Source organism: Paenibacillus lutimineralis (genome assembly GCF_003991425.1).
In the GTDB taxonomy this organism is placed as follows: domain Bacteria; phylum Bacillota; class Bacilli; order Paenibacillales; family Paenibacillaceae; genus Fontibacillus; species Fontibacillus lutimineralis.
Map to the genome: position 1 here is coordinate 57,867 of NZ_CP034346.1, position 19,187 is coordinate 77,053.

Annotated in this window: 13 protein-coding genes and 1 riboswitch; all 13 genes read left to right on the plus strand. The window is 48.6% G+C overall.

Translation table 11 applies throughout. The features are described 5' to 3' along the window. Positions 1-181: 181 nt before the first annotated feature. Positions 182-270: riboswitch (cyclic di-GMP riboswitch) on the plus strand. A gap of 158 nt (positions 271-428) precedes the next feature. The 13 genes from EI981_RS00275 (at position 429) to cysK (ending at position 19,054) form a co-directional block, all read left to right on the plus strand. Beyond that, positions 429-2,180 (plus strand): methyl-accepting chemotaxis protein, encoded by a 1,752-nt coding sequence (locus tag EI981_RS00275; RefSeq protein ID WP_126994418.1) that lies wholly within the window; start codon positions 429-431, stop codon positions 2,178-2,180. A 78-nt stretch (positions 2,181-2,258) separates the two neighbouring features. Continuing rightward, the gene (locus EI981_RS00280) at positions 2,259-5,951 is read left to right on the plus strand and encodes a non-ribosomal peptide synthetase family protein (protein ID WP_127004204.1); all 3,693 of its coding nucleotides are present in this window, start codon (positions 2,259-2,261) and stop codon (positions 5,949-5,951) included. Between the two features lie 237 nt (positions 5,952-6,188). Further along, positions 6,189-6,935, plus strand: a complete 747-nt coding sequence (locus EI981_RS00285; RefSeq protein ID WP_126994420.1) for a vWA domain-containing protein — start codon at positions 6,189-6,191, stop codon at positions 6,933-6,935. Further along, complete coding sequence (locus EI981_RS00290) at positions 6,919-7,860, plus strand: serine/threonine protein kinase (protein ID WP_193556470.1); 942 nt, start codon at positions 6,919-6,921, stop codon at positions 7,858-7,860. The genes EI981_RS00285 and EI981_RS00290 overlap by 17 nt, the downstream gene beginning before the upstream one ends. 40 nt (positions 7,861-7,900) lie before the next feature. Continuing rightward, the gene (gene tilS, locus EI981_RS00295) at positions 7,901-9,349 is read left to right on the plus strand and encodes a tRNA lysidine(34) synthetase TilS (RefSeq protein WP_126994424.1); all 1,449 of its coding nucleotides are present in this window, start codon (positions 7,901-7,903) and stop codon (positions 9,347-9,349) included. A gap of 54 nt (positions 9,350-9,403) precedes the next feature. Beyond that, a complete protein-coding gene (hpt, locus tag EI981_RS00300; protein ID WP_126994426.1) occupies positions 9,404-9,943 on the plus strand; it encodes a hypoxanthine phosphoribosyltransferase in 540 nt (179 codons plus the stop codon). A gap of 100 nt (positions 9,944-10,043) precedes the next feature. After that, complete coding sequence (ftsH, locus tag EI981_RS00305) at positions 10,044-12,173, plus strand: ATP-dependent zinc metalloprotease FtsH (protein ID WP_126994428.1); 2,130 nt, start codon at positions 10,044-10,046, stop codon at positions 12,171-12,173. A gap of 293 nt (positions 12,174-12,466) precedes the next feature. Then, positions 12,467-13,405 (plus strand): quinolinate synthase NadA, encoded by a 939-nt coding sequence (gene nadA / locus EI981_RS00310; RefSeq protein WP_126994430.1) that lies wholly within the window; start codon positions 12,467-12,469, stop codon positions 13,403-13,405. A gap of 35 nt (positions 13,406-13,440) precedes the next feature. After that, the gene (gene nadB, locus EI981_RS00315; RefSeq protein ID WP_126994432.1) at positions 13,441-15,057 is read left to right on the plus strand and encodes an L-aspartate oxidase; all 1,617 of its coding nucleotides are present in this window, start codon (positions 13,441-13,443) and stop codon (positions 15,055-15,057) included. Then, positions 15,047-15,913, plus strand: coding sequence for a carboxylating nicotinate-nucleotide diphosphorylase (gene nadC, locus EI981_RS00320; RefSeq protein WP_126994434.1), 867 nt, complete (start codon positions 15,047-15,049; stop codon positions 15,911-15,913). The genes nadB and nadC overlap by 11 nt, the downstream gene beginning before the upstream one ends. A gap of 5 nt (positions 15,914-15,918) precedes the next feature. Further along, a complete protein-coding gene (locus tag EI981_RS00325) occupies positions 15,919-16,683 on the plus strand; it encodes a type III pantothenate kinase (RefSeq protein WP_126994436.1) in 765 nt (254 codons plus the stop codon). A 199-nt stretch (positions 16,684-16,882) separates the two neighbouring features. Beyond that, positions 16,883-17,785, plus strand: a complete 903-nt coding sequence (gene hslO, locus EI981_RS00330) for an Hsp33 family molecular chaperone HslO (RefSeq protein WP_126994438.1) — start codon at positions 16,883-16,885, stop codon at positions 17,783-17,785. A 330-nt stretch (positions 17,786-18,115) separates the two neighbouring features. Next, positions 18,116-19,054, plus strand: a complete 939-nt coding sequence (gene cysK, locus EI981_RS00335; RefSeq protein WP_126994440.1) for a cysteine synthase A — start codon at positions 18,116-18,118, stop codon at positions 19,052-19,054. Positions 19,055-19,187 lie beyond the last annotated feature (133 nt).

Consider the following 19,187-nt stretch of genomic DNA (forward strand, 5'->3'; position numbering starts at 1 on the left):
TGATAAGCAGTCATTTTTTAGCAGGATAGGACTTAAGTAGCGAATCAAAAGACGGTAAAATTCATACAACGTACACAATTATGGTATTATTTATCATGGGAATGATTTGAAAATCATAGTAAGATTATCATGTCGTGTTGTCGAAATTTGTTAGATAGATCCATCCATTGAACTAATTTTATACATGTTTGGGCAAAGCTATCGAAAGGTAGTGACGCAAAGCTATAGGGACTAATTCTCCTTATGGGGGTATGTCAGCCAGTTGCTAAAAGAGGTAACCTATAGTGTTTGCTATGCGGTTATCTTTTTTTTTGCCTAAATTTTAGGTGGATCTACTTATTGAAGGGAGAATGTAAAAAAAAACGAATTTATTGAAAGGAATTATGCTTAATTCCAAGTCACTATCTGGAACGAAAAGGAGACTGAATATGAAGATTTTTGGTTTTTTTAACCGTTTGAGCATTGTCACGAAAAATATGTTGTTAACGAGTGTCTCTATTCTGATGACTGGTGTTATCTTGATTGCTGCCAGCTACTATATTCAAGGTGCCGTATTAACCAATCAGTTGGAGGACAACTCACAGAAGGTCATGGAGGCCTGGAAGGACAGGATCACTCCGGAAGAAGCCAAAGCGGCGGTGACAGACACGGATCGCAATTCGGAGCTTCAGAAGAAGCTGACGAAGGTATTTGATGACTTGTCAGCGACTCACCCTGATGTTGCACAAGGTTATATCTTTGGAGCGAAGGTAGAGAACGATAGTACCCAGATGATTGCTTTTCCGACGGCAATCCTTGATATGTTCGAGGGTGAGGGCTTATTCCTGGGCGATATGCTTGGACAGCCTGCTTACCATGTGAAGGGCGTCGAGGAAATGCTGAAGACAAAGAAAATTACGTTCACAAAGCCTTATAAGGACGATTACGGTGTTTGGTTAACGGTACTCTATCCGGTTCAGGACAAGAATGGTGAAATATTCTCATACATAGGCATGGATTTCGATGCCAGTCTAATTATGACCGGTCAAACCGATTTGCTGAAATATACGGTTCTCGCACTTATTGCCATTCTGATCGTTATTTTGTCGTCTCAATATTTCACGACCCGGAGGACATTTGCACCCGTGAAGGATCTCATGTCCGCATTGGACAAGCTTAGCAAAGGCGATTTCAGCGTACAGTTGAAGACGGATGAGAGCGAACTGGGTCAGGTGAATGAGAAGTTTAATGCAACGGTTCGCAATATGAATGAACTGGTAGCGACGATCAAGACGGTCTCTATTCAATCGGCGGATCAATCGAAGATTCTGTTCGAGACGCTGGAGACGAATCATGAGAGCTCTATGGCGATCAGCGATAATATTGAAGAAATCTCCGAGAAGGCCTCGCAGCAGAGCAAGTCGATCTCCGAGAGTGTGACTTCACTGGAAGAGATCAATTCAGGCGTAGGAACGATTGCTAGCAGCACTTCAGCGTTGTCGGACGCATCAATGGAGATGAAGGACAAGTCTGAGATAGGACGGGATAATATCGGCGGGGTTATTAAGCAGATGGATTCCATCCAGCAATCCGTGCAGCAATCGGTCGTATCGATAGAACAATTGCAGAGACGTTCCGGGCAAATTGAGGAGATCGTACAGGTGATTACACAAATCGCCGAACAGACCCATCTATTGTCGTTAAATGCCAGCATTGAGGCGGCCAGAGCAGGTGAGGAAGGGCGAGGCTTCGCAGTTGTAGCTAACCAGGTGAAGAAACTGGCCGAGGAGTCCGCCAAGTCTGCAGAGCAAATCGCTGATCTGGTTCACTATATCCAGAAAGAGACAAGCACAGCCGTCGCCGCAATTGGCCAAGGAGAACGGAATGTTGCTACCGGTATCCAGGTCGTTCGAGAGACAGGAGAGCTCTTCGCTACGATACTGGATGGTACAGATTCCGTGACCAGTCAAATTCAGGAGGTATCTGCGGCTACCGAGGAGATGGTAGCTGAGACAGAGCAGATTACGGCGACCATTAAGCAGATTGCCGAATATGCAGAGAGAAATGCGGTTATCTCCGAACGAATCAAGGAGAGTGCCATGGAGCAGAGGGCTTCTTCCGACAATATTATGAGCTCTGCCGAGCACTTGAATCAAATCTCCGGAAAATTAGAGAAACTAGTAGAGGGATTGAAGCTGTAATCGTTCAAGGGGAGACTTATCGAACACCCTTAAATAGAGAGAGAGAATAGGAGCTGAACATTTGTGAGTACCCTACTGATGAATCAGAAAGTCCGGGAATATTGGCTAAATGAGCTTCAGCCGCCATTATCCGGATTTCATATCCATACTGACTATCCAGATCTAGCAATGGCCAACGGGTCCAAGAGTATGATCTATGAATTGAATATTAGTTCATCATTCAAGAGACAGATGATCCAGGAAACTGATATTCAGACTTGGCTAATCGCTTGTTATTATGTCTTTCTATATCGTATGAGCGGTGAACAGGATCAAATTGTTGGAATACAAGCCACGGATGGCCGAATACTTCCAATACGGATTCATACTGAAGCTGGAATTCCATTCAGCCAGTTGCTATCAGCTATAGCGGAGCGGCTTGTTCTATCCAATGAAGCCAGCTTGCCTATTCAGGAGATTGAGAAACTGGTTTCGCAGTCTCCTGTAGTGCAGACTATCTATGGACGAAATGCCGCTTATGAAGCCAGTCGTCTTAACTGGTATGTGCGGACAGAGGGGGAAAAGTGGGTAGCTGAGATCACCTATTCGAGCCACTTGTTCAAAGAGAGTACGATTAACAAGTTCGCCAGACATTTTCAATGTATTGCTCAGGCGGTATTGGATCGTCCCGAGATTGTCCTGGGCGACATTTCCATCATGACCGACGAGGATCTACTGGCTTATGAGAAGCTCAATGATACCGCTAGAAATTGGGGAGTAGAGCTGACGATTACATCGATGCTCAGCAGGACTGTCGAGAGTTTCCCAGAGCGAATTGCGCTGTCGTCGGCTGAGTGGAAGTTGACCTATGCTGAGTTGGACCGGTTATCCAATCAGGTTGCCCATGCGCTAATTGAGCAAGGACTGCACAAAGGCGGATTCGTGGCCATCTACATGGAGCGCAGCATGGAAGCTGTTGTCAGCATGCTCGGCGCCCTCAAAGCCGGTGGGACTTATATTCCGCTGGACCCAGAGCATCCGGATGATCGGAATCAGTATATTATCGAAGATACGGGCTCGCGGATTGTACTAACTAAGGAAACTTATCTATCTAAGTTGCAGCCGCTTGTAGCGGATAATGTGAATGAGTTGAAGCTGTTATGCTTCGACCTGGAGCAGTTCGCCTCTTATCCAGGGGAAGCCTGCCATATTCCCATCGATCAGGATGATATTGCGTATACGATCTATACATCAGGTACAACGGGAAGACCAAAGGGAGTCCTGATCCGCCATGCCGGTGTCGTGAACCTGTCGTTGTCTACTACTATGCAGCTTCAATTCTCGGAGCATGACGTCATTTTGCAATATTCTACCTTCAGCTTTGATGCTTCCGTATACGATATATTCAGTGCAATATGCTGCGGTGCTAGGCTTCATCTATTGTCCAATGAACAGCGTTATTCGGTCGACAGCTTCACCACGGCGATTGAGGATACTGGGGCGACGCGGATAGGGATTCTGCCAACCGTATTCTTCAATCAATTATCCGCGTATTTAACGGTAGAAGAGGCGGTCAAGTATCAATTGATCCGTAGTTTTGTTATTGGCGGGGAGGCGCTCCCAGGGGAGTCCGTCCGTAATTTGCAGAAGAAGCTGGGGCATCAGCCGTTCATCGTAAATGCGTATGGACCGACTGAGATTACAGTGGCCGCGACAACCCATATGATCAAGGAACAGGTACCAGAAGACTTGACTACGGTCAGCATCGGCAAGCCTATCGCCAATTACGAGGTGCTGATCGTCAACGAGAATGACCAACTCTGCCCGGTGAATGTAATGGGTGAACTGCTGATTCATTCCATCGGCTTGGCTAAAGGTTATTTAAATCTGCCTGATAAGACGGAAGAGGCTTTTACTATCGATCCGACGGATCCCACTTCGGGGAAAAGATATTATCGATCCGGCGACTTGGTTCGTCTACTGAACGATGGCGGTATCGAGTATATGGGTAGAAAGGATCTCCAGGTGAAGATTCGAGGCTACCGGATTGAGATCGGAGAGATCGAGGAGAATCTGGCGAAGCATGAGAAGGTGAAGGATGTTGCCGTGATCGTCAAGGAGGACGATCACGGCGAGAAGATGCTGATAGGCTTCTATACTTCCAAGTCCGGCGAGGAGATTGGTAAGCAGGAGCTTGCTTCCTTCCTGAAGACCAAGGTTCCAGCCTATATGGTTCCTGGTCAATTTATGATGTTGGAATCGATGCCGTTGTCACCGACAGGCAAGATTGATCGCAAACGTCTGGGCACCTATGATATCCCTATGCAGGTCGAGGAAGACCCTGACTATGTTGCGCCAGTTACTGAATTAGAGAAGGAGATCGCAGTCGCCTGGGAGAAGTCGCTTCACCGCAGTCGCGTGGGCTTATATGACAACTTCTTCGAGATTGGCGGACACTCCCTGAAAATCTTGGAGACGCTGGTACTGCTCAAGCCGCGGTTCCCTAAATTGAAGATTAACGATTTCTTCGTGTACTCGACAGTATATGCTATGGCTGAGCGAGTGATTGAATTAATGGACGCAACTGAAGAAGAGGATTCCTTCGCGGGCAGCGAGGAAATTCGGGATTTAGCGGAATATCCACGTATGTTCGGCGGGAACAGTAAACCTTCTGCGTCCCCTCAGAATCATATTCTATTGACCGGGGCTACCGGGTATTTAGGTTCCTCTCTGCTTTATCAATTGCTGCAAACCTCTGAGGCGGTCATATATTGCCTTGTGCGTGCCAAGGAAGGGGAAGAACCATACCAGCGTCTCGTCGATGTGATGAAGGGGTACTACGGGACCGAAATTACACGAAATATGGAAAATCGGGTTGTCGCAATCCGTGGGGATTTAGAGCAGCCCAATCTTGGCCTTAGTCCACAGGATGCAGCGCTGCTGGATCAGCATCTGGATTCCATTATCCATTGCGGGGCTGAGGTGAAGCATTTCGGTTCAGCCGACTATTTCACCAAAGTGAACGTTGAGAGTACGGACCGTCTGCTTGATTTGGCGCGCGGGAAGGATGTGCGCTTCCATTATGTATCCACACTGGGGATTCCGGAGGACCTGGCCTTTCTCGGTTTATGGGAGTCGTTCACAGCAGGCAGTGGCTACGATGCGATAGCCACCGAGAATGTATATACGAATAGTAAGCTCGAAGCGGAGAAGCTGGTGATTCGGGCCTGCGAGGAAGAAGGAGTGGCTGCCTCGGTATACCGGGTAGGCAATCTGTCTTGCTACTCGACCACGGGTGTATTCCAGAAGAACATAGACAATAACGCCTTCTATCGGATGCTGAAGGCGATGCTCCTACTTGGCAAGGCGCCGCGAGTGCATTGGCAGGTAGACTTCACACCGGTGAATTATGCAGGTGCATCTATCTCGGCTATAGCACTACAGGAGAAGAGTGCGGGTAGGTTGTTCCACATCTGCAATCCGGTGCAAATCTCTTATATAGACATGGTTGACCACTTGCGTGAATATGGCTATTATGTGGATCTGTTGGAGTGGCGTGATTATGAGGCATGGTTGCTGAATCCGAATCAGCCGAAGGAGCAGGCTGGCATGGAGCTGGCGATGGCTCAATTGGAGGGAGACGGAGCGAAGAACTCTATCTACCGCTTCGCGTGCCCGCAGACGAATGAATTTCTAGCAGGTACGCCTGTCGTCTGCCATGAGCCGGACCGTGAATTTTTCCAACGTATGATAGATTACGCGGTGCGGATTGGATACTTCCCTGCGCCGTAGAAGCTATGGATCTAATATTCTGAGTGATAAATGAAGTACAGAAGCGGCAACGTCAACTCATTGACGGAGGCCGCTTCTGCTATTCTAGCCATAAGTATAGTAGAGTAATTGCAAGAATCCATTCCCTGGTGTCCTGCCTGTCGATTAGTTTTCAATGGATCTAGTTTGAATCCTATCAATCCTGGAAATGCTAGAGAAGAGAGAGTTACAGGAATGATTAGGAGGCGAATTATAGCGATGAAACAAATTATGCTGATTACAGATGGTTGTTCTAATGTAGGAGAGAGTCCGGTGATGGCGGCGGCATTGGCCCGTCAGGAAGGAATTACCGTCAATGTAGTAGGAATTGTCGATTATGGGACGATTGGTGAGCTTGGCAGTATTGAAATTGAGGAAATCGCCAGAAGTGGTGGAGGGATGAGCCGTCTGACGGGGACGGAAAAGCTGGCGCAGACGATGCAGATGCTGACGCGGAAGACGGTCGTTCAGACGATTCAGCAGGCGGTGGGCAAGGAGCTGAAGCAAATTTTGGGGGAATCCTCGGTCGAGGTGCTGCCACCTGAGCAGCGCGCCGAAGTAGTAGAGGTGATTGATGAGCTTAGCGAGAATAGTCCCCTGCAGGTAGCCTTATTGATCGATGCCAGCGCCAGTATGAAGCCAAAGCTGGCTGCCGTGGAGGAAGCGATTCGCGATATGATGCTGAGCCTGGGTGCAAGGAAGGGCAGCAGCCAAGTGGCCGTCTTCCACTTTCCGGGTGCTCATAGCGGTGAGGATGCGGTCCTGGATATCGGCTGGACCAGCAATTTGGGCTCAGCCCGGTCTATTTTCCAGCGCCTTATGATGAGGGGTGCAACTCCGACCGGCCCGGCGATCCTGAAGGTGATTGAATTCTTCCGTTATGGTACACTGAATGGACACGGAGCTAGGAATGGTTCGGACGAGAAAGGTGAAGGAGAAGCGATGCTTGGTGACTACGTCGTCTAAATGGACCCTGCCGCCAGGAACGATTGTGACCGGCCGCTGGAAGGGTGAACGCTATTTGATTCAGCGTCTGCTTGGACAAGGCGCCAACGGGGTCGTCTATTTGGTGAAGCAGATGAAGAGCTCAAGACTGTACGCACTCAAAATGGGCTTCGACACGATCGACCTACAATCGGAAATCAACGTGCTTAAGGCGCTGCAGCGGAGAAAACGCAAGATCGGTTCAACAGGAAAAAGGGATCTCTCATATCTGGTAGAGGTAGATGATTACTCTCTAGAAGGCAAGGAGATTCCTTTCTACGTTATGCGCTATGTGAAGGGTGAGCCGCTGCGGGCATTCCTGGCACAACAGGGGAGCAGATGGTTGAATGTCGCCGGTTATTCGCTGCTGCAGCAGCTGGAAGGGCTGCATGGCCTGGGATTCACGTTCGGGGACTTGAAGCCGGAGAATGTGCTCGTCTCGCCTTATGGCGAGGTGGAGCTAATTGACTACGGCGGAGTCAGCGAGAATGGCCGCAGCGTGCGACAGTTTACAGAATGGTACGATCGCGGTTACTGGGGCGCGGGGGGAAGGACGGCAGAACCTTCCTATGATCTGTTCTCATTCGCGGTCGTATGCATTCATTTGCTGGCAGAGGCTCCACTTAAGGAGGTCGCCACCGGCTTGCCGCAGACACGGAGCAAGGGCGACTTGCTGGCGATCGTGCAGGGCGAGGCGTCCCTGCAGCCTTACCGCAAATGGCTCGAGCGAGCGTTAGAGGGGAAATTCCGCAGCACTGCGGAGGCCCGCCAACTATGGAGAGAACAGGTACAGAAGCAAGTTATGCAGCGTAAGGCCAAATCACCGACACCAGCGTGGATGATGGGGGCTTTTACGCTATCTTTACTTTTACTTCTCTGTGCTTTGTTTTTCACATTCTGGAATTAGATGATTTATAATAGAGATGACGATTGGAGGGGGAGGGCGCATGAACAGTAGAGTAATGCACCGATTAGTTGAGCAAGTGCGCCAGATCGGCCGTGAGGAGAGGTTGTGGTCTTCTGGAGACTGCATTGTTGTGGCTGTATCGGGAGGCCCTGACTCGGTTGCGCTTCTACATATATTATATCAATTGGCTGCTGAGCCTGATCTCAAACTTCGCTTAGTCTGTGCCCATGTAAATCATGGGTTTCGCGGTGCGGAGTCGAATGAGGAGGCAGAATTCGTACGCAGGATGGCAAGCAAACTTGGTATTCCGTTCGAGCTTGGTGTCTATAATATACCAGCATATATGAAGGAATCGGGGCATGGAGCTCAGCTGGCGGCCCGTGAGAAGAGGTATGAGTTCCTGCATAGTGTGGCAGAGAAATATGGGGCAGGTGCGATTGCGCTGGCCCATCATGCCGACGACCAGGCGGAGACGGTGGTGATGCGAATCTTGCGTGGTAGTGGATCTTCCGGCCTTGCCGGCATGCGTATGAAGCGGCGCGAAAAAAATGTGGAACTTATCCGTCCGCTGCTTCGTATATACAAGAATGACCTAATTCAGATGTGTGAGAAGACAGGCATACCATATGTTACAGACAGCACGAATTTATTGCCTAAGTACGCAAGAAATGCAGTTCGTCTGGATGTGCTGCCCTTTTTAGGGCAATATAATAGCGGACTTACAGAATCGCTTAATCGACTGGCCGAAGTGGTTGGTACAGAAGATGATTTTTTACAGCAGAAGGCGGAACAGGTATATCAGGAACTGATCTTTAACGAAGGTGGGATTTTTTCTTTCAAGATTGAGCCCTTTGTCGCCTTACATGCCGCTTTACAACGGAGGTTGATTAAACTAATATTAAATTATCTGCCTTTAGGCACAGAAGACAATGATTTTACCAAGATTGAAGCGATTCGCAAGGGTGCAATTCAGAATCTGCCTACAACATGGAGTCTTGATCTTGGCGGTGGACTGCGCTGTATGCGTGAATATGATATGATCCGATTTATGCTTGATCCTATGGGGAATTCAGGTTTGCCCTATACATATCCCGTAGAGCATTTTCCGGCTGAAATATCTGTTCCAAATACGGAGCATTGTTTGCGTTTCACCCGGTATAGGGCTAATATGGGCTCTATATCCCTGGATGAATTGGGGGACGAGGAAGCGGTATTCGATGCGGATAAGCTCCTTTATCCGCTTACTGTGCGTTCCCGGCTGCCAGGGGACTTTATGAAGGTCATAGGATTAAATGGAAGCAAAAAAGTAAAGGATATTTTCATTGACGCGAAAATACCTCCTTCTTCTCGCTCCCAGATTCCTATGGTGACGGACGCGGAGGGCCAAATTATATGGATTCCCGGTCTCCGTCGTTCCGCAATTGCTACGGTAAGTCAGCATACGACTTCCGTTTTGCGAATAGCTTTGGATACGAGAAGGTTTAACTGAAGCAGGAACTGCAAATTTTAGCATTCATAGTTTAACGTAGGGGGTTTACTTACTTTGCACAATGATATTCAGGAGGTTCTGTTCACGCAGGAACAGATCGAAGCAAAAGTCGCAGAAATCGGCAAACAATTAAGTGAAGAATATGAGGGGCGCAATCCGCTGATCATCTGTATTCTTAAGGGTGCTTTTATATTTATGGCGGATCTGGTTAAGCAGATTACAGTGCCTGTAGAGATGGACTTTATGGCTGTCTCAAGTTATGGGACGTCCACCCGTTCTTCAGGTGAAGTGAAGATTATTAAGGATCTGGATTCTTCTGTTGAAGGACGCGACGTTCTAATCGTGGAAGATATTATCGACAGCGGACTGACACTAAGCTATCTGGTGGATGTGCTCCAGCGCCGCAATGTGAAATCTGTAAAGATTGCTACACTGTTTGACAAGCCAGCCCGTCGGACCGTTGATCTGAAGGCTGATATTTCCGGGTTTATTCTGCCGGATGCGTTCGTGGTTGGATATGGACTGGATTATGCTGAAAAATACCGTAACCTCCCTTACATCGGGGTACTTAAGCCGGAGGTATACTCCAGCTAAGATCAGCCGTTCTTACGGTTTGATGGACTCCTTGCCTGTTTTTTGAAAAGGCGTATGCGGCTATGGTAAAATATTTTAAGGTTCTGAGAGGAGGTAGGGGATGAATCGGTTCATCCGGAATTCTGGTTTTTATTTGATACTTTTCTTAGTCGTGGTGGGCATCGCTCAATTTCTTATTGGCGGACAAGAGGAAACCGTCACCCCTAGTTATACAGAGTTGCGCCAGCAATTGAAGGCGAACAATGTTGAGGAATTAACCGGTAAATTTGACGGTTATGCCTATCTGGTAACCGGTGAGTATAAAGAAAAAGTCGGTGACAGCAGGACGAAGAAATTCTCGGCTTATATTCCATTTGACGAGAACGTGCTCAAGGAGATCACAGATCTTAGCGAGCAGAACAATTTTAAAGTAACCTGGAAGAAAATGCAGGAACAAAGTATCTGGCTTACTTTCCTAACTTCGATTGTTCCGCTGGCAATTATGTTCATTCTGTTCTTCTTCCTGTTCAATCAGGCGCAGGGCGGCGGAGGCAAAGTGATGAACTTTGGCAAGAGCCGAGCCCGTCTCTATAACGAAGAGAAGAAGAAGGTTACCTTCGAGGATGTAGCCGGAGCAGATGAAGAGAAGCAAGAGCTTGTTGAAGTTGTTGACTTCTTGAAGGATCCGCGGAAATTCTCAGCGGTAGGTGCAAGAATTCCGAAGGGTGTCCTGCTTGTGGGCCCTCCGGGTACAGGTAAAACCTTGCTCGCTCGTGCGGTAGCCGGCGAAGCAGGCGTTCCGTTCTTCAGCATCTCCGGTTCCGACTTCGTTGAAATGTTCGTCGGTGTCGGTGCTTCCCGGGTACGGGACTTGTTCGAGAATGCGAAGAAGAATGCTCCATGTATTATCTTTATTGACGAGATTGATGCTGTGGGTCGTCAGCGTGGCGCCGGACTTGGCGGCGGGCATGATGAACGTGAACAGACACTCAACCAATTGCTCGTTGAGATGGATGGTTTCGGCGGCAATGAAGGCATTATCATTGTTGCGGCAACGAACCGTGCCGACATTCTTGACCCGGCATTGCTCCGTCCAGGACGTTTTGACCGTCAGATTACGGTTGACCGTCCAGACGTGAAAGGCCGTGAGGCGGTACTGAAAGTACACGCCCGCAACAAACCGCTTACGAAGGATGTCCGTCTGGATGTTATCGCGAAGCGGACGACTGGATTTACCGGGGCAGATTTGGAGAATTTGCTGAACGAGGCAGCTTTGCTTGCAGCGCGCCGTAACCGTAAAGATATTTCCATGCTTGAAGTTGATGAAGCTATCGACCGCGTCATTGTTGGTACAGAGAAACGCAGCCGTGTGATCAGTGACCGTGAGAAGCGTATTGTCGCTTTCCACGAAGCGGGCCACACGATTGTCGGATATTTCTTGGCCAATGCCGATATGGTTCACAAGGTAACCATCATTCCGCGTGGACGCGCTGGCGGTTATGTCATCATGCTGCCGAAGGAAGATCGTATGCTCGTTACGAAGCAAGAACTGCTTGAGAAAGTTACAGGCCTTCTGGGTGGCCGTGTCTCCGAGGAATTGTTCATCGGCGAGATCGGTACTGGAGCTTACAGTGACTTCCAACAAGCGACTAGCATCGTACGCAGCATGATTGTCGAGTACGGTATGAGTGAGAAGCTCGGTCCTATGCAATTTGGAACCTCGCAAGGGCAAGTGTTCCTCGGCCGTGATTTCGGTCATGAGCAGAATTACAGTGATCGAATTGCTTATGAGATTGATCAAGAGATGCAACGCTTCATTAGCGAATGCTATGAGCAATGTAGACAAATTCTGACTGAGCACTCCAAGGAAGTTCATCTGATTGCAGAAACTTTGCTTGAAGTAGAGACTCTGGAATTTGACCAAATTGATCAATTGATCAAGCACGGCAGATTGCTGGAGTCTGGCGAAGTGATTGATGGTAACGACAATGACGGCTCCTCCGAGTCTGGAGAACCAGTTATTGATTCCGTTGGTGATGTGAAGGTTCGTATTCAAGGTAAGACTGAAGATACGAATTCTGTAGTCCCTAGAGGAGACATCCCGAACGACGTACCAGGTGGTTCTGCGAATGATTTCACGCAAGATCCAGTCGTGGATAAGCCGCAGGGAACTGTAGGCGATACTCCGGTTACACCGGAAGATGGCGACAATAACGGATCTAATAACGGTGGCAGTACGCCTACCGTATAAGTGAATCGATACGTTCCTGAGATAAGGGATAGAATGACCGGGGGACCAGAGATGGTCCTCCGGTTTTTTGTGCATAAAATTAGACTTATCATCATAAATAGCGCCTTATAACGTGTGAATTATGCTACACAGGTTGATTGACAGTGTAACTCACCTTGTGTAAATTAATTGTTAATACCGTGTGACGATGTGTGCTGTCATACGATAGGTCAATGAAATGAACGGTTGTTGGGTGGTTTATAGAGAGAAGCCGCGGCGTAGAATCGTGAGCGCATATAGGGGAGGAAGGATCAGTGGAGGCACAGGCACTGGAGCGGAAGGCGGAGATGAACCGCGAACTGCGGGAGAAGCTCGTACAGCTCAAGAAGGAACGCAACGCAATTATTTTAGCGCATTATTATCAACGTGATGAAATTCAGGAGGTTGCCGATTTCCGTGGCGACTCATTTTTGCTTGCCCAGAAGGCGGCTTCAACCGATGCAGAGACGATCGTCTTCTGTGGAGTTCATTTTATGGGAGAGAGCGCAAAGATTCTGGCACCGAGTAAGACGGTACTTATTCCGGATGAACGGGCCGGCTGTCCGATGGCCGATATGGTGAATGTCGACGGCCTTCGCAAGCTAAAAGCGCAGCATCCTAATGCCAAGGTTGTTACCTATATTAATTCTTCCGCTGAGGTTAAGGCAGAGACCGATATTTGCTGCACATCCTCAAATGCAGTCAAGGTGATCAATTCGGTAGATGCCGATGAGATAATCTGGGTTCCGGATAAGAACCTGGGTCATTACGTCCAGCAGCACACGGACAAGAAGATGATCATTTGGGAAGGCTATTGCAATACCCACGATATGCTAACCGTAAAAGATGTGATCGAGATGAGGGCGAAGCATCCTAATGCAGAGTTCGTCGTTCATCCTGAGTGCCGCCCGGAGGTCGTCGCTATGGGCGATTTTGTAGGTAGTACGACAGCGATCATTGATTATTGCAAAAATTCGAACACACAGGAATTTATCGTCGGAACGGAAGATGGAACCGGATATCAGCTTAGGAAGGATAGCCCGGATAAGACATTCCATTTTGCATCCAAATTCCTCGTTTGTCCAAATATGAAGGTTAACAACTTGAAGAAACTCGTTAAATGTCTAGAGACGATGCAGCCGCAGATTTATGTTCCGCCTGCTGTCGCCGACAAGGCTAGAATTTCTCTAGAGCGCATGTTACAAGTGCAGTAGCATGCGCTACTCTCATCTCAAGACAGGTGACTACCGTGATTCCACAATATTTGGTCGATTTTGATCTCAGGCAATTGCCTGTGATCGACACAGACATCATTGTAATCGGCTCGGGTATCGCCGGGCTGTTCACAGCTATTAAGGCAAGTGAAGATCGGCACGTAACGATGATTACGAAGAAGGCACTAATGGAGAGCAATACAAGATATGCGCAAGGCGGTATAGCAGCCGTCATGTCCGATGACGACTCCGCAGAATCCCATCGAGAGGATACTCTGATGGCAGGCGCCGGGCTATGCTCCTTAGAATCCGTCAACATTCTGGTTCATGAAGGGCCTAAGGGCGTAGAGGAACTGATTCGTCTTGGCACATCCTTTGATGTAGAGAATGGAGCGATTGCCCTGACGAAGGAGGGAGCGCATAGCCATCGTCGTATCCTTCATGCCAATGGGGATGCTACAGGCTATGAGATCGTGCGGGCATTGTCTGAGCAGGTGACTTCTCATGATCGTATTGATGTATGGAGCGATCATTATGTCATCGACTTGATTACGGAGGACAATGAATGTCTAGGGGCGCTGGTACAGCGGCCAGATGGACAGCGTGTGTTTCTGCGTGGGCAGGCCACGATTCTATGTACCGGAGGGGCCGGTCAATTGTATCGTTATACGACGAATCCGGAGATAGCTACTGGAGACGGTGTAGCGATTGCTTATCGGGCTGGAGCTTATTTGCGTGATCTGGAATTTATTCAATTTCATCCTACCTCACTCTGCTATCCCGGGGCACCGCGGTTTCTGATCTCAGAGGCGGTGCGTGGAGAAGGGGCTGTTCTGCGCAATATCAAAGGCGAACGCTTCATGAAGAAATATCATGAACTACTGGAATTGGCACCTCGAGACATTGTAGCCAGGGCTATCGTGAGCGAGATGGAGGCTACGCAATCTACACATGTGTATTTGGATATCACCCATGAATCGCCTGAATTAATCAAGCGTCGGTTCCCGACCATTTATGAGACATGTCTCGGTTATGGGCTGGATATGACGACGGATTGGATTCCGGTCGCTCCAGCTGCGCATTATATGATGGGGGGCGTTCGTACCAATCATCATGGAGAGACCAACGTTGAACGACTGTTCGCTTGTGGCGAAGTCTCATCAACCGGGGTGCATGGGGCTAATCGTCTGGCTAGCAATTCGCTATCTGAAGCGATTGTATATGGGAGCCGGATCATTGAGCGAATCCGTCAACTGGGGCCGATCCGGAGGACGGACTTGAATATTGTTTACTCTAAGGAGCGTATAGAGCAAGAAGTACAGCCGATTGTTGAACATAGATTGAAGCTGCAGAAGGTGATGGTTCGCCAGGTTGGTGTACGCCGGACGCGGGATGATCTGCTCAAGGGGTTTGAGGAGCTGCAAAGGCTGCAGCCTATTTTCACCACGGAACTGCATACAAGTGAGCAGATGGAGTTCGCGAATATGTTAACTTGTTCGCTGCTGCTGACAGAATCAGCGCTAACCCGAGAAGAGAGCCGCGGCGGGCATTATCGTGAAGATTTTCCGTCGCGGAATGATGAGCGTTGGCTGAGGCATATTTTGCGGCACCGAGAACAAGGGATGCTGGAGGAAATCAGTGATGATGTTTAATGGATATAATGAAGGGCTTGTGGAGTCGATTCGTATATGGCTGCGCGAAGATGTGGGCTCGGGCGATGTTACTACTAGTGTGACGGTACCGGCCGGCCATGAATCCAAAGGGGTCATCCATGCCAAAGAAGCGGGTATAGTGGCAGGCATGCCTGTCGCGCAATTGGTGTTCGAGGTCGTGGATCCTACATTGAAATTTACTCCATTCGTTCAGGATGGGGAAGCTATAGCTAAAGGAACCATTCTAGCAGAGGTTGAGGGAAGCACACACAGTATTCTTACTGGTGAGCGGCTTGCCCTGAATCTTCTACAGCGCCTGTCAGGTATCGCGACGCGTACGCGGTCGTTCATTGACGCTCTGGAAGGGTTGCCTGTGCGCCTTGTCGATACGCGCAAGACAACGCCTGGCCACCGTATGCTGGAGAAGTATGCTGTACGTATGGGAGGCGGAGCGAACCATCGCTTTGGATTATACGATGCGGTTATGATTAAGGATAATCATATCAAGGGTGCAGGTGGAATCACGCAAGCGGTTAGCCGAGCCCGGGCGAATATTCCACATACGATGACGATCGAAGTGGAGACCGAGAGTCTCGAGCAGGTGAAGGAGGCCCTGACAGCTGGGGCGGATATTATCATGCTCGATAATATGGCTCCGGAGCGGATGAAGGAAGCGGTAGCTCTCATCAAGTCTAAGGCTCCGCACGTCACCGTGGAGGCATCCGGGAATGTCTCGCTGCAGACGATTCATAGTATCGCCGAGAGTGGCATCGATGTAATCTCTGTAGGCCGGTTGACATATTCGTTCGAAAGCCTGGATATTAGTTTGGATCTGGGCGAGAAGAAAGTGAGGTAGAATCGATGTTCCTTGTGGTGGATGTCGGCAATACAAATATCGTTCTGGGCATTTATAAGGAGCGGGAACTGCTGCACCATTTCCGGATTGGTACGAATCGTCAATCTACGGTTGATGAATATGGCGTGCTGATTTATAACCTGTTCCAAATGTCTAATATAGATATTAAGCAAATCGAAGGGGTCATTATCTCTTCGGTAGTTCCTCCGTTGATGCATGTGCTGGAGGATCTCAGTGTGAAATACTTACGGAGGAGACCTCTGGTTGTCGGACCGGGAATCAGAACAGGTCTGAATCTAAGATACGAGAATCCGCGTGAGGTTGGTGCGGACCGGATTGTCAATGCTGTTGCGGCGATTGAGAAGTATGGCAGTCCGCTCGTTGTCGTTGATTTCGGTACTGCGACAACCTTCGACTGCGTGGATGCAGGAGGAAATTATCTCGGCGGAGCAATTGTTCCGGGGATCGGAATCTCGACGGAGGCGCTGTATCAAAGAGCCTCGAAATTACCGCGGATTGAATTGGAGAAGCCGAAGAAGGTCATTGGCCGCAACACGGTACATGCCATGCAGGCCGGCATCATATTTGGATATGCAGGGCAGGTTGATGGTATCGTAGAGAGAATCGGCCGTGAGATGGATGGAGATATCAAGGTAATCGCTACTGGTGGCCTTGCCGAGCTGATTGCCAGCGAATCAAAATCTATTCAGGAAGTAGATCCACTCTTGACCCTAGAGGGATTGCGTATTATTTACGAACGCAACCAATAAACAACATTACATTATAGAGGTAGTTCCCAAAGCCCACTTTTGATAAGAAAACCAATCGAGGCCAATTCATGGATGAGTGACCGCGATTCAAAGGTAGGTTTTGCGTCCGCTCCTTAGTCCCTAGTTTCATCCAACCTTCTCGGTGCTGAAAACCGGCTTTTTTGAACACACATTTATATAGACAAGGGAGGATACTCGGGTGGACAATTCCGTAAATACAACAACTCAAGACCATCTTATTCGTGGAATCGCACTGGATGGCAAGGTTCGTGCCTTCGCCGTTCGCACAACCGGGCTCGTTGAAGAGCTGCGACGCAGACATGATACATTCCCAACGACAACGGCAGCATTAGGCCGTACGGTTACCGCAGCGGCTATGATGGGTGCTATGTTAAAGGGCGACGAGAAATTAACGGTGCAAGTGAAGGGCGATGGTCCTATCGGGCAGATTATTGCCGATGCCAACGCCAAAGGTGAGGTTCGTGGTACAGTCAAGAACCCCCATGTTCAGACGCCGAGCAAGAGAAAAGGAAAAATGGATGTAGCCGCTGCTGTAGGAACCACCGGTTTTATTCATGTCACCAAGGATTTAGGATTGAAGGAGCCGTATAGCGGAAGCTCGCCTATTATTTCGGGTGAGATCGCTGAGGACCTCACCTATTATTTTGCAGTATCGGAGCAGACTCCGTCCGCTGTTGGTTTGGGTGTTCTGGTGAATGAGGATAACTCTGTCATTGTGGCTGGAGGGTTCATCATTCAACTAATGCCAGGACTTAGCGACGAAGAGATTAGCGCTATCGAGCAATCCATCGGAAGATTTCCGCCAGTGACTTCGCTGCTTGATCAAGGGATGGAGCTTGAGGAGATGCTGCGCTGGATCGTTCCTGACGTGAAGATTTTGGACGAGATGGACATTGTATTCGCTTGTCATTGTTCGCGGGAGCGTGTTGAACGTACACTGATCAGCTTGGGTAGAAAAGAGCTGGAGGAGATCCGTGATTCCAGCCATGAAGAAGAAGAGGTTATCTGTGACTTTTGCAATGAAGTGTATAAATTCAGTCGCGAAGACATCAGTGAATTAATCACCCGGCTTGACCAGTAGGATAAATAACAGCTGCGGTAGCGGCTAGATCGTTCGAAAATAAGAATGCGATGCTTTGCCCTTGGAATCAGAAATGATCCGAAAGGGCAAAGTATTTTTTGTGTCCTTTCTTGACAACTCCTACCTTAGGTTGTTAAGATAATAGATAGTAAAACCAACTTAATTACTCGGAAATAAATGAAGACAGAAAATATGGTATTTTCTTCGAATAGTCTTCATTTTTACATCAAGATTATATGTTAAAGTTCAAGCTCAAAGGGTGGCATGTCGCTATTCGGCTCGCTGCTTCGATGAACTACCTCATGCTTTTTATCCAAAGGAGGGCTTTATATGGCAAAGGTCGTAAATAATGTAACAGAGTTGATCGGTGGTACACCTCTAGTCCGCTTGAATCGGATTGTTCCTGAGGATAGCGCAGAAATCTACGTAAAGCTAGAGTACCAAAATCCAGGCTCCAGTGTTAAGGACCGGATTGCAATCAGCATCGTTGAGGAAGCGGAGAAGGCTGGCAAATTGAAACCAGGCGGTACAATTGTTGAAGCGACCAGTGGTAACACGGGGATCGGTCTTGCACTCGTTGCTGCTGCCAAAGGCTACAAGGCGGTTATCATTATGCCTGAGACGATGAGCATTGAACGTCGCAATCTGCTGCGTGCATACGGAGCAGAGCTTGTTCTGACTCCAGGATCGGAAGGAATGAACGGAGCTGTTAAGAAGGCGGAAGAGATTCTTGCTGAACATCCGGATTATTTCCTCGCGGATCAATTTAGAAACCAAGCTAACGTGAAAATTCACCGTGAGACGACAGGTCCTGAAATCGTTGAGGCTATTGAGTCGCTTGACGGTAAATTGGATGCTTTCGTAGCTGGGATCGGAACGGGTGGCACCATTAGTGGCGCAGGTGAAGTTCTTAAGAAGCACTTCCCTGACGTGAAGATCTATGCAGTAGAGCCTGCAGCGTCTCCCATTTTGTCAGGCGGCAAACCAGGCCCACATAAGATCCAAGGCCTCGGGGCTAACTTCATTCCTGAGATTTTGAACCGTGAGATTTATGATGAAATTATTCATGTTGAGAATGACGAAGCCTTCGATCAAGCACGTCACGTTGCTAGAGAAGAAGGGATTCTAGGCGGTATTTCCTCCGGCGCAGCTGTATTCGCTGCCCTTAAAGTGGCTAAGGAGCTCGGCAAAGGCAAACGCGTAGTAGCGGTGATTCCAAGTAATGGCGAACGCTATCTGAGTACACCACTCTACAATTTCGAAGCTTAATTCTATAACCTCTATAATTCGTGAGCTTTCCCTGCGCGAGTCAGATCATATACCGTCCCCCGGGTAGTTCGGTTCGAACTCCTGGGGGTTTTTGTATACCCATAGAGGTGGTTAAACACACACTTATAGACGA

Excerpts from the sequence above, each read along its gene's own strand:
- EI981_RS00275 (WP_126994418.1), top strand. The coding sequence starts at position 429 with ATGAAGATTTTTGGTTTTTTTAACCGTTTGAGCATTGTCACGAAAAAT.
- EI981_RS00280 (WP_127004204.1), top strand. The coding sequence starts at position 2,259 with ATGAATCAGAAAGTCCGGGAATATTGGCTAAATGAGCTTCAGCCGCCA.
- EI981_RS00285 (WP_126994420.1), top strand. The coding sequence starts at position 6,189 with ATGAAACAAATTATGCTGATTACAGATGGTTGTTCTAATGTAGGAGAG.
- tilS (WP_126994424.1), top strand. The coding sequence starts at position 7,901 with ATGAACAGTAGAGTAATGCACCGATTAGTTGAGCAAGTGCGCCAGATC.
- ftsH (WP_126994428.1), top strand. The coding sequence starts at position 10,044 with ATGAATCGGTTCATCCGGAATTCTGGTTTTTATTTGATACTTTTCTTA.
- nadC (WP_126994434.1), top strand. The coding sequence starts at position 15,047 with ATGATGTTTAATGGATATAATGAAGGGCTTGTGGAGTCGATTCGTATA.
- EI981_RS00325 (WP_126994436.1), top strand. The coding sequence starts at position 15,919 with ATGTTCCTTGTGGTGGATGTCGGCAATACAAATATCGTTCTGGGCATT.
- cysK (WP_126994440.1), top strand. The coding sequence starts at position 18,116 with ATGGCAAAGGTCGTAAATAATGTAACAGAGTTGATCGGTGGTACACCT.